The 11,567-nt window shown below is 68.9% G+C and carries 10 protein-coding genes and 2 pseudogenes; 5 read left to right on the top strand and 7 right to left on the bottom strand.

Annotation, left to right across the window (positions count from 1 at the left end):
• Positions 1 to 166, top strand: a pseudogene (gene nhaA / locus IE245_RS05470) (Na+/H+ antiporter NhaA); the annotation flags it as partial.
• Positions 163 to 432 (top strand): hypothetical protein, encoded by a 270-nt coding sequence (locus IE245_RS05465; RefSeq protein WP_189945563.1) that lies wholly within the window; start codon positions 163 to 165, stop codon positions 430 to 432. The pseudogene nhaA and the gene IE245_RS05465, both read left to right, overlap by 4 nt.
• Positions 433 to 448: 16 nt before the next feature.
• Here IE245_RS05465 and IE245_RS05460 read toward each other — a convergent pair whose 3' ends face one another.
• The 7 genes and pseudogenes from IE245_RS05460 to IE245_RS05435 form a co-directional block, all read right to left on the bottom strand.
• On the bottom strand, positions 449 to 2,080 hold the full coding sequence (locus IE245_RS05460) for an ABC transporter permease (RefSeq protein ID WP_506005170.1): 1,632 nt from the start codon (positions 2,078 to 2,080) through the stop codon (positions 449 to 451).
• A complete protein-coding gene (locus tag IE245_RS36715) occupies positions 2,077 to 2,967 on the bottom strand; it encodes an ABC transporter ATP-binding protein (protein ID WP_229851083.1) in 891 nt (296 codons plus the stop codon). Before IE245_RS36715 ends, IE245_RS05460 begins: the two co-directional genes overlap by 4 nt.
• 186 nt (positions 2,968 to 3,153) lie before the next feature.
• Positions 3,154 to 3,843, bottom strand: a pseudogene (locus IE245_RS38015) (STAS domain-containing protein); the annotation flags it as partial.
• 105 nt (positions 3,844 to 3,948) lie between these two features.
• A complete protein-coding gene (locus tag IE245_RS05450) occupies positions 3,949 to 4,401 on the bottom strand; it encodes a hypothetical protein (protein WP_189945560.1) in 453 nt (150 codons plus the stop codon).
• 102 nt (positions 4,402 to 4,503) lie between these two features.
• Complete coding sequence (locus IE245_RS05445; RefSeq protein WP_189945559.1) at positions 4,504 to 5,052, bottom strand: hypothetical protein; 549 nt, start codon at positions 5,050 to 5,052, stop codon at positions 4,504 to 4,506.
• Positions 5,049 to 7,145, bottom strand: a complete 2,097-nt coding sequence (locus IE245_RS05440) for a hypothetical protein (RefSeq protein WP_189945558.1) — start codon at positions 7,143 to 7,145, stop codon at positions 5,049 to 5,051. The genes IE245_RS05445 and IE245_RS05440 overlap by 4 nt, the downstream gene beginning before the upstream one ends.
• On the bottom strand, positions 7,145 to 7,597 hold the full coding sequence (locus tag IE245_RS05435) for a hypothetical protein (protein WP_189945557.1): 453 nt from the start codon (positions 7,595 to 7,597) through the stop codon (positions 7,145 to 7,147). The genes IE245_RS05440 and IE245_RS05435 overlap by 1 nt, the downstream gene beginning before the upstream one ends.
• A gap of 962 nt (positions 7,598 to 8,559) precedes the next feature.
• On the opposite strand from IE245_RS05435, the gene IE245_RS05430 reads away from it, so the two are divergent.
• The 3 genes from IE245_RS05430 to IE245_RS05420 all read left to right on the top strand — a co-directional run bounded on the left by IE245_RS05430 (position 8,560) and on the right by IE245_RS05420 (position 11,279).
• A complete protein-coding gene (locus tag IE245_RS05430) occupies positions 8,560 to 9,648 on the top strand; it encodes a chymotrypsin family serine protease (RefSeq protein ID WP_189945556.1) in 1,089 nt (362 codons plus the stop codon).
• Between the two features lie 124 nt (positions 9,649 to 9,772).
• On the top strand, positions 9,773 to 10,324 hold the full coding sequence (locus tag IE245_RS05425) for a hypothetical protein (protein ID WP_189945555.1): 552 nt from the start codon (positions 9,773 to 9,775) through the stop codon (positions 10,322 to 10,324).
• A gap of 79 nt (positions 10,325 to 10,403) precedes the next feature.
• Positions 10,404 to 11,279 carry an IS5 family transposase gene (locus IE245_RS05420; protein ID WP_229851082.1) on the top strand — a complete coding sequence of 292 codons (876 nt, stop codon included), beginning with the start codon at positions 10,404 to 10,406 and terminating at the stop codon, positions 11,277 to 11,279.
• Positions 11,280 to 11,567 lie beyond the last annotated feature (288 nt).

Here is an 11,567-nt window from a genome sequence, read left to right as displayed (position 1 = left end):
CCTCGTCGGCTCCCTCACCGCCGCCGCCCTCGCCGCCCTCCTCCTGCGCCGCCGCAACCGCGTCTACAAGCGGCTGTACGAGGCCGAGAACCGGGACGACGACGGCGACGGCATCCCCGACTGCTACCAGACCGAGACCGTCGCCCGCCCCGCCGACAGCCGGTGACCGAAGGCGGATACGGCCCCGCGCTCCTCGGCTGTGCCGTCGTCGTGGCGGCCCTCGTGATCCGGACAGCCGTGACGGAGACGAGACGACCGGGCAGCGCGCGTCGGGACTGGGCCTTCCTGAGCACGCGCCAGGGGTGGGGCACCTTCCTCGTGACCGCCTGCGTCCTCGCCGCCACCACCTACGCCACGACAGGGCCGACGTACCTGCCCTGGGCCCTGCTCGCCGCCCTGCTGATCACCTACGTCACCTCGGACAAGAACTGACCTTCTCCCCGAACGGTCAGACGCGAAGATCCCGGCGCCGGTAGCCGGCCGCGCCGACAACCACGGCAAGGACGCCGATGGTCGTCATCACCATGGCCGCGTCCCGGCCGACCGGCACGTCGGGTAAGGCCGTCAGATGCGTGAAAGGAGACACCTGACCGATCCACGTCGGCCATCCCCAGGTGTCGGCGAACACCTTCAGGAGGAACCCTCCCGCAGCCGGGACGCATCCGGCGAACGCGACCGCGCGCGGAACCCAGGCGAGCGCGAGCGCCCCGATGCCCAGGCACAGGAAGACGACGGGCAGAACGTTCCACGCCCCGGACAGCGCGGCGAGAAGGCCGAGGCCGGCGCCGACCGTCCTGGCCCCGGCCCAGGTGGCCAGCCCGGCGACGGTCGTGAGCACGAAGGCGCCCCCGACCGCCGCGGCGACCTCGGCGGCGAGCACCCGCACCCGGGTGACGGGCTGGGCGAGCAGGAGGGTGAGCCGGCGCGAGGTTTCTTCCTGGGCCAGGCCGGCGAGTCGGACCGCGGCGAACGCCCCGACGGGGACGGCCAGGAGCGCGAACAGCGTGGCCACGTACCCCTCGACGGTGACCAGCCCGCCGAAACCGGCCTGCGCGGCGAGCTCGGCGAAGCGAGGGTTGGCAGCGAGGAAGGCCGTCATCGAAACGGCCAGCACCCCGATGAGGAGGTAGTAGACACCGATCCCCGCCGACCAGGCGGCCAGCGGTCGAAGAAGGCGGCGCACGGCGAATGCCTGGGGCGAACCGAGCAGGACCCTGCGTGGCGCCCGGCCCGAAGAGGACGGCAGGTGGCCGCCACGCACGTCCCGTCGTCCTGCCGCGGCGATGGCGGCGACGGCCAGCAGCGTGCAGACGGCTCCCAGGACCGCCAACGGCCCCATGTGGTCTCCGTCGTAGGGGCGTGCGAGTGCCGCCATGCCGAAGGGGGAGAGCCAGCGCAGCCACTCCAGACCGGCGATTCCGTCCCCGACCATCTTGAGCAGCATGCCCACGCCGAGCACCGCCACCGCCGCACCACTGGCCGACGACCGCTCGGCGAACACCTGCGACGTGAGCGTGCCCAGGGCGACGAAGAACACCCCGCACAAGGCGAGGCCCGTCGCGTGCGCCGTCGCGCCGCCCGCGGTCGCACCCGCGGCGAAGAGACCGGTGAACGCGGCCACGCCCGCAAGGAGCGCCCAGGCCACGAGGGTCGCGAGGTGGTGTGCCACCACGCTCCTGACCGGCACGCGCCCGGCGAGCAGGACGTCCCACCGGCCGGCGTCCTCCTCGCCCCGGGTGATCCGCGTCGCGGCGAGCAGTCCCCACACCGCGAGCAGCACCGAGAGCACCGTCCCTGTCCGCCATACCGCGAAACCGCCGGCGTCATGGAGCGCCACCGGTTCGCCGAACAGCGTCCGGATCGCCGGATTCTCAGCCAGAGCAGCCAGAGCCGCGGCGTCGGACGGGCTTGCGACGGCACCGCGATAGGCGCCCACTGTGACCGCGGACATCAGGGCCGTGAGGGCGATCACGACGACCGCTCCCCGCGATGTCTGACGCAGGGCCAGGCCCGTGACCGCCCATGTGGCGGAAGGGGCGGCTCCCCAGCCCTTCCCGGTTGCCGTCTCCGCAGCTGTCATCGTTCCCGCCCGCCGTAGTAGCCGAGGAAGATCTCCTCCAAGGACGGTTCCCGCACGGCCAGGTTCAGCACGTCGGCGTCCGCCAGCGCCCGCAGGGCCGGGCCGGGTGGTCCGGTGAGGGCGAACCGGACCGTCGTCGCGCCGGTCGTCTCTACCTCCTCCACGCCGGGTACCCGGGTCAGGTCCGGCGGCGCGGTGGCGAAGGCCGCCGTCACCTCCGTGCGATGCAGCCGTCGCAGCTCTCTGACGGTCGCGACGTCCACGAGCCGTCCCGCGCGCAGGATCGCCACCTTGTCGCAGACGGCCTCGACCTCGGAGAGCTGGTGCGAACTGAGGAAGACGGTCTGGCCGTTGTCCCGGGCCTCACCCACCGCTCGGCGGAACTCCCTTTCCACCAGGGGGTCCAGGCCGCTGGACGGTTCGTCCAGCACGAGCAGAGGGGCCCGGGTGGCGAAAGCCGCGATCAGCGCGACCTTCTGCCTGTTCCCCGTGGAGTACGTCCGGCCCGGCTTGGACGGATCCAGACCGAACCGCTCCACCAGCTCGGCCCGGTAGGCGAGGTCGGTGCCCGGCCCCGTCCGCGCCAGAAGTTCGAGCGTCTCGGCGCCGGTCAGCCGGGGCCACAGTGCCACGTCGGCCGGCACGTAGGCCAGACGACGGTGCGTCACGGCCACGTCGGCGGCGTCCGCACCGAAGACCCAGGCCCGGCCGGCGGTCGGCCGGGCCAGCCCGAGCAGCAACCGGATGGTGGTGGACTTGCCGGCGCCGTTGGGTCCGAGGAACCCGAAGACCTCGCCAGGCGGGACGCTCAGGTCCAGCCTGTCCAGTGCCGTCATACGGCCGTAGCGCTTGGTGAGGGACTCGGTGTGAAAGGCGGACGAGACCATGAGGCCTCCACGAGAGGGAACGGCGGGCGCACGGCCCCTGACCGCCGACCAGACTTCCCGGCACACCAGTCGTGAACGTACTCCCGCCCGAGCCCACTCGACAAGAAGCAAGTACCGACTGCCGCCGAGGACATCGCTGCGTCGAGCGGGCCAACGGACTGGAGGACCGTCCGACAGATACCGCTCCAGCCCCGTCTGGCGCATGGCCGCCGACACCTGCGCATGCGCACCGGTGATCTCCATCCGGGTCCCCTGGGCCAGGGCGACCCGGACCGCGAGGAGCAGCGCCACTGCTCCGTCCGGGCTGAGACGGGTCACATGGGAAAGGTCGACCACCAGCACCTCCGGCAGATCGCGGAGTGCCGTGCGCAGTACGCGATGCGTGTCGATGACGGTGTCGGCGGCCAGGTCGCCCTTGAACCGGACGACGGCGTGCTTACGGCGTGGGCGGAGTCTGCGCGGCAGTGTCAGAGAACGGTGCCGAACCGTTCGGCCGGGGGCATGGGAGTCATGCGAGCTCCAGGGCAGGTCGCAGCGATCGCCGACCAGACTTCCCGGCACACCTATGTCTGCACCATATGCTCCGCCCTCACTCCTCCTCTTCCTGCGCGGCGCCGTGTCCCAGAGGGCCCGTTCTCGGTAGGGGCAGGGCGGATTGCCGCACGCCGCCCTGGTACGGAGAGCTCGACACGCTTGGGCCGGTCGCAACGAGCCGCCTCGTCCCGACCGCGGGCGTCCCTCACCTCCGTGCACCGACAACGGGAGCGCTCGGCATGGGTTTCTCTTCCTGCCGTGTCGACAGAGCCGGGAGAAGCCGCCCGTACCTGACAGTGAGGGGGCGATCGATGTGAGCACCGGAATGTCGGAGCGCAGCATGGGCGAGGACCGGATGACTGTGCTCACCCCGTTCCTCCGCACCTTCGATCATGGACCGAGCCGCGTCGTTGACCGCTCCGGAAAGCTCCGGCCCCGGAAGCGGTCTCAGCAGTCGCCCTGTGAGACCTGCGCGGTCAGACGGACGGTGGGGGTCTTTCCCAGGGCGCGCGGCGGTTCGGGGGGAGAGAGCCGCAGGCAGAAGGTCTCGGACATGTGGGCCGCGCTGATCTCGAAGCTGTCCTCCGTGGGACTGCCCACCACACCGCCCTTGGTGTCGTCGTCGGTGGGCCTGATGACGAGGTCGGCCACGGGGCCCTCGTCCGTCGCCTCGATGGCGTCCCTGATCAGGCTGTCGTAGCCGAAGTGCACCCGCTGCGGCTGCGCCTCCAGATCGCCCGCGGCCTCGTGGACGGCGTCGCGCAGTTCCGACTCGCTCCACTGGCCGGTGTCGGAGACGTAGAGGTAGAAGCCGATCAGCCCGACGACGGTCACGAACATCAGCACCCGGGCCACGGGGCTGCGCGTGTTGTAGACCCAGCGGCCCCTCCGCACGAACACGGGCTCACGGTCGCCCCGCGCCATGTGGTCCTTCCTCCTCGGACTCGGATCTGCCCGTGCCCGGGCGCATCAGCGCCCGGGCACGGGCAGCAGGTGTCGATGTCAGGCCGTGCAGCCCAGTGCCTTCTTCACCTCGGGTACGAGGTCCACGGTGAAGGCACGGAGGTTCTTGCGGCGTTCGGTGACCTCGCCGGCGGCCTCGCCGTCGACGGTCACGAGAACACTCAGGAACCTCGCCTTCGTACTGGCGCAAGCCGTGCTCACCATGGCGGCGGCGTCGCCCAGCGCGCCCACGCCGGCGAAGGGCAGGTCCTTCATCGTCTCCCGATCGGTGAAACGGAACGCTTCCTCTTCACCGGACGGGTCGTAGAGCTTGTCCACCTTGGCGACCCTCAGGTAGACGAGCCGCTTGCCGTCCACGCGGATCTCGCAGTGTCCCCGGGTGTCCTCGCCCGTCTCGATCAGGGAGTCCCCGACGATCTCCATCTTCTCGCCGTCGATCAGGAACGGGTCGAGGGTCTTCTCGTTCAACGTGACGCCGCACGCCTGCTGCGGAACGGCGTAGTCCCGTCCCTTCGCGCACGCGGTGAGCGAGAGCGCGGTCACCGCGGTGAGGGCGAGGACGATCGGTCGGTGCGCTGCAGTCCTCACTGGATTCCCGCCACTCCCTCGGCCTTCTTGTTGCCGTCGTTGGCCGAGCCCTCGATCTGCGAGTACACACCCTGGTTCTTGGAGAAGCCCTCGTGCGCGGGGTCCTCCGCCCATTCTTTGTTCTCCGCGTACCAGATGTCCGCCAGCTTCTGAAGCTCGAACCTGCGGCTCTCGTACGTCTTGGTGTGGTCGCGGACGGCGTCGGCGTTGATCCTGTTCTGTTCGTCCTCCAGCATCTTCGAGGTGATCGCATCCACCACGCGCTGTGCGGCGTCGCCTGCCGGGTGCCAAGGAGTGACGAGACCACCGATGACGTGGTACCTGCCGACCTTCTCCCACGAGGCATCGGCGAGCTTCTGGCCCTTGTCGTCGTTCGTCGCCTGGTAGCGCGCCTCTTCCAGGAAGCCGATGGTGCGCCCCGCCCTGTCCAGGCTGTCCTCGGGATGGGCCTTCTCGGTGTAGATGTCGGTGGCGATCGCTCCGTGCATCTGCTTGCCCAGCAGTTGGTACGACTCCTGATTCCTGGAGATCTGCTTGCTGACCTCCATCAGTTCCCCGGCGTCCAGCTCCTGCTTGACGAGCGGGCTGCTCATCGCTTTGTGCACCCAGTCGCTGTGGCTTCCCATGGCGTAGGCCATGTCGTCCCGCAGCTCGGGCGGGAAGTCGTTGCCGGTGCTCGCCATGATGCTCAGGGAGCGCTTCATCGCCTCGCGCTGCTCCGGGGTGTGCTCCAGGAACTCCGACCTCGGCGCGTCCGGGCCGGTGGCGCCGGACACCGCGGCGAACATCGCCTTGCCGGTGGCGTCGAGGGCCTCGTTCGGGCCGTCCTTCAGCGGGGAGTCGTCGAATGACGGACGGTCCTTCAGGACCCACTTCGCGTTGTCCTGCGGTTCCGTGGTGTTGAAGAACTGCGTCGCGGCGTCCGGGCTGTTGGAGAGCGCCGTCATCAAGCCGGTCATCGGATCGCGGCCGAAATCGTCGTCGCCGATGAAGTTCATCTTGGGCATCATCTGGCCCATGCCCTGCCAGTAGTTGCCAGGGATCCGCATCTTCTCCTCGGTGGCGACCAGCTGGTTGCCGTACTTGGTGAGGAACTGGTCGTCGTAGTCGCCCGTGCGCATGAGGTTGCTCATGATCTGGTAGCCGTAGACCTCCGCCCCGCGCGTCTTGTACCGCTCGCCGGAGAGCCGCACCATCTCGTTCTCCCAGTTCCGCATGGCGGAACTGTCCGACTGGGTGGCGCCGCCGAGGACCGCGCCGAGGTTCTTCTGGAACTCGCCGAGCTGGTTGAGCTGCGTCCGGTCCAGGGTGCGCGTCAGCTCGTTCGGGTTGTCCGGGCTCGACAGGTCCGCCCAGAACTCCAGCATCGCCTTGGGGCCCACCTGCGTGGCGAACTTCTCCTGGAACAGCGGGTCGTTCTTGTACGAGGCGAGGAGGCCGTTCAGCTTCTGGAACTCTTCGGGTGACATCTCGTCGCCCTTCTCCTTCAGGAGCTTCGCCGCCTCCTCGGCCTTGCGCAGGGCGTCGATCGCGGTGTCCCGGTCGCCGTACTTCGCTCCCGAGAAGCCGGTCTCGGCCTGGTCGACGAGGGCGCGCAGGACGGTCGCGGCGGTCGAGTCGCTCTCCGTCGCCCTGTTCAGGATGCGTTCCACGTCGTCCCGCAGGTGCTGGGCGTCCTGGGGGGAGTGGTCCGGGACGTCGTGGCCCTTGGCGGCGCGGTCCGGGTGGATGAGCATGGTGACGGTGAAGCCGCCGGGTATCGGTGTCACCGTCAGGTTCTTCTGGCGGCCGCGTTCCAGTGCCTGTTCGAGCTGCTGCTTGTAGCTGACCAGCTCGTCGTGCGTGTCCTTGAGGATGTCGTGGATGCTCTGCGCCTGCGTGTGAGCGTCCGAGAACTCGCCCGCCGTCTTGGTGATGAAGGAGCGGGAGACGGTGGCGTTCGCGCCGGCCCAGTTCGCCTTGTCCGCCTTGGCCTTGAGGTCGTCCCTGGCGTCCGTCTCCAGCGCCTTGAGCTTGTCCGCGACCCCCTTCCAGGCGGCGATGGCCTGGCTGAGCTGGCCGAAGCTGCCCTGACGCAGCGTCTCGAGGTCCATCAGCGCTGGGTCCTCTCCGTGAAGCCCTCGTCCAGGGTCGTGATGCTGCTCACGACGCCGTAGATGTAGTGCTCGTCGCCGGCGTGCGCGTTCTGCGTGAAGTCCATGTGGTTCGAGATGTGCGCGCAGGCGTCCAGCAGCGTCTTCAGCTGTTTCTCCCAGCGGTCCTGTACGTGGTCGATCGCGTCGCCCAGGTCGAAGCCCTGCGTCCGCAGGTCCCTGGCGGCCGACTGGCTGACGGACCAGGCGTCGCGTCCGTCCTTGCCCAGCTTGTCGAAGAGCCTGAAGGCGGCGTCGCCGACGGCGGCGAGATCCTGCTGGCTGACCTTGAGGTCACCGCCGGGCGGGCCGCCGCCCGGGTCCTGTTCGTCGGGCACCCGGTTCAGTTGCATCGCGGTGGAGGACTGACCCGCGGCCTCCGCCTTGAGCTGATCCCACTCTTCCCAGGCCATCAGACCCCTTCCCCCGTGTGTGCTATCGCTCCGACGTGCTCCAGGAGCTGAATCGATCTGCCGCTCGAAGTTCCGACCATAGCAACCGGATTCGGCGGGGGATGAGCCCCGTCAGGCGCTGTTGATCAGAGGAGGATCCGGTCGCGGCAAGGGACGAGGGCCGTGCAGACTGTGGTGCCTCCGAGCGGGACGTTTGACATGCCATTCACCACCATGTGATTCCTGGAGCCTGTTCACGTGTGTTCATCAGCTGACTGATCATTTCAGAATGAGGCTCGTAGGCGGCGTAGCCGACCGAGGGCTGTAGGCCGGTTCGAGCTGGCCGGGTCTCCAACTTGACAGACTTCCCTTCATCTTCCGGCGAGGAGGGTTCTTCGCTGACTGACTGATCATTGTCTGCGAGTCGGGGCGTGATGGCCCACCGGCACCCTGCTCTCGCCATCGCCTGATCGCTCGATATGGCCCGCTCGCGCAGCCTCGCCAAAGTGCTTGATCAGGGGTTTCCGCCCCTGCGGGAAGCCATGCGGATCGTTGGAGTCGACCTTTCGGTCAGAACGTGCCGGCGATGCCCTCACCCGCCTTGCCCGGGTGGAGAGAGATCGTCCCGAACACCCCATAAGCCAGGACGAGTTGGACGCAAAGTCGATGGCCGAACGTGGCCACCGGCAGTAGGTTCCTGCCGTTCGGGCGAGACCAGCTCGTTCGACGTTCAAGGGGAGGTAACAGATCGTGAAGCCTAGGGGGGAACCCTGGCTACAGGACTCGCGGTTCTGGCGCTGGCGCTGGGGGTTGCGCCGGTAGCGGCGTTCGGTGAAGGCTCCGCGCCTCAGCAGGAGAGCGCGGCATCGCCGACTGCGAACGAGCCGTACGCGCCGAAGAGCAGGTCCGAGTGGACCGTCGAGCCCGGACCCGCGCCGGCCGGCCTTGACGCGACTTCGCCGACCGAGGATGTCATGCCGGTCGTGGCCGACCGCATCTACGAGCTCGGAGCGGAACGAGGGTTCGCGCGCCAGCAGACGGACTATCGGAACCGGTCGATCTCGGTGCTCTGGAAGGGCACTCCGCCGGCCGACGTGGCGGCCTACGCGGCCGGCAGCCCGTTCGGCGTGACCGTCAAGATCGCCAGCGGCGCCAAGTACTCGCGCGCGGAGGCCGAGGCCGCGCGCACGCGCGTACTCAACAGTCCCGCGAGCGCTCGCCTGGGGATCACCTGGAGCGATCTCAACGACGACGGCAGCGGTGTCACCGTCGGCATCGCCGCGCAATCGCGCAGCGCGGTTGCCGAGGAACAGCTGACTGAGCTGCGCGAGACCGCCCGGATCCCGGATGTGGCGCTCAAGACGGGTGTGGCGGCACCCGTCGGCTACTCACGCGGCAATGACGCACCTCCGTGGAAGGGCGGCATTCGCACCATCCACAACGGCTCCGCCTGCTCCTCCGGATTCGCGGTGCTGTCCGGATCCGCCGGCCGACTGCTCTCCGCGGGGCACTGTGACACCTCCGGCAACGGCTCCGTCTACGACGGCGGCGGGCAGCAGATCGCCGCTGGCGGCACCTCCGTGGCGTACATCAAGGGGATCGACTCTCTCCTGATCGACCCGTCCAGCTCTCCCGCCACCGCCCCGAACGTCTTCCGCGGCGGGTACGCGGCAACCTCCACCTCGCTGGTCAAGAACTGGGCCTCCAACTGGCCCGGAGACCCGGTGTGCTCCTCGGGCGCGAGCACCGGCGAGCACTGCGGCACGGTGTACGACGACAGCGATGTGGTCTCCATCAACGGTGCGAGTGTCGGCGTGATCCAGGTATCGGCACCGTCCGGCTCGATCATGGGCGGGCAGGGCGACAGCGGTGCGCCGATGTTCCAGAAGGTCACCGGAGGGGTACAGGCCAGGGGAATCCTGCTGGGCCCGGACCTCGCTGCCGGCGGGGAAACGTACTCGTGCGGCACCACCGACCCGAACGTCGGCAGCATCCGCTGCTCACGCTGGATCAACTACGTTCCCATCAGCACCATCCTGAACACCTGGGGCGTATCGCTCGAAACCGGGTGACCTCACACACGCCGAGCTGAGCCTGCGTCATCGAACCGCACCGTCGCCCGCGCGACGGTGCGGTCCGCGTCCCACCGGAAAAGTAGTGCTTGGACTGACGACATCATCGAAGGAGTCGGATGCGATGCCCGAGAACCGCGATCGACACGCCGAGGCAGCCCACGACACGTGGGGGGCGGGACAGAGGCGAAGCCCCGTACTCCGTGGCATCACTGCCTTCGCGGGTTTCCTGCTCCTCGCTGCCGCGATCACCGCGTGCGGAGGAGCCGGCACGGAGAACAAGAAGGCGGAAGACCCCGCACCGGTGAAGGCCGCGAACGCCGACTCGCCGGTCACCGCGAACGAGAAGTCCGCCACGAAGATCATCACACGTGGTGCGAGTGACAAGTTCCCCGGCCTCTACGCCCACCTCTCAGGGACTCTCGTCGTCACGGACGACAACTGCATCGCGGTGACCACCGCCAAGAGCGACAAGCCGACAGCTGTTGCCTGGGGTCACGGCTGGTCGGTCCGCGAAGTGGAGGGCAAGGCCGTCGTGTACGACGCCGACGGCAAACTCTTCGCCCGGGAAGGCGACAAGGTCGGGCTGGGCGGAGGAGACTCCGACCGGTTCGACGGCAAGCCGTGTGCCACCGGCACGGTCTTCGAAGCCAACGACGCTCAAGCTGCCTCGTAGGGGGCGAGAAGGCTCACCAAGATCTCCCAGTGCCGAACCAGGCGAGGCGAGCGGTACCTTGCTCGCTGATCACTTCAGGATGAGTTGGGCTACGGGCGCCTTACGCCCGACGGTCTCGGTCGGCAGAGTGTCCGTCGCGCGTGCTGATCTTGTTCCTGACGACCTGTGGGAGCGGGTGGCCCCGCTGCTGCCGCCCGCCCCCGAACGCAGCCGTCGCCACCCCGGGCGGCCGCGTGTTTCCGACCGAGTGGCGCTCGCTGGCGTCGTGTCCGTGCTGAGAACCGGTGTCGCGTGGCGGGATGTCCCCTCGGAGACCGTGGGCTGCTCCGGGGTGACAACCTGGCGCCGGCTACGGGACTGGACCGAGGCCGGCGTGGCCGCGTCTGCACGCCGTCCTCTTGGCCGAGCTCCGCCGCGCCAGCTTGCTGGACTTGGAGGACTGCTCCGTGGACGGGTCACATGTTCGGGCCCTCAAAGGGGAAATCACGTCGGGCCCTTGCCTGTCGGCCGCGCCCGTCCTGGATCCAAGCGCCATCTCATCGTCGACCGCCACGGAACCCCACTCGCCGCCACGCTCACCGGCGGCAACCGACATGACGTCACCCAGCTCCTGCCTCTGCTGGACGCCGTCCCCGCGATCCGGGGACTGCGGGGACGCCCCCGCCGCAGCCCCCGGCGGTTGTACGCGGACCCGGGCTACGACTTCGACAAGTACCGTCGTCTGCTGTGGAAGCGCGGCATCAAGCCGCTGATCGCACGACGTGGCGTAGCCCACGGCTCCGGACTGGGCAAGGTGCGCGGGGTAGTCGAGCGCACTCTCGCCTGGCTGCACCAGTTCAAGCGGCTCCGCACCCGCTACGAACGACGCGCCGCTCTCCACCACGGCCTGCTCGAGCCGGCCTGCGGCCTGATATGCCTCCGCCGCCTGCGAACCTCCTTCCGAAACGATCAGTAAGCCCCGAGATCCGGTCAGGAGCAAGAGTCGCGCTGCCGGCCTTCGCCCGACCGGATGCCTTCCGAGACTGGTGGTGGATTCCTGGGGCGTGCGTTTGGTTGAGCGTGGCCGGGTCCGTTCATGATTTTCTGACGTCCGGACCCGTCGGTTTCGCCGGCGCGGTGGCCTCGGACGCCGGACTACTGCCAGATCGAGAGCGGTGCCCGGCCCGGTGGCAGCCGGTGGCCGACGGCGAACCCGGCTCCGCAGTCCTTGGAGCAGCCGCCCAGTTACCCCGTCATATCGAGG

The sequence above is a fragment of the Streptomyces roseolus genome (assembly GCF_014649855.1).
Lineage (GTDB): Bacteria > Actinomycetota > Actinomycetes > Streptomycetales > Streptomycetaceae > Streptomyces > Streptomyces roseolus.
This window is presented reverse-complemented; position numbering and strand designations above follow the sequence as displayed.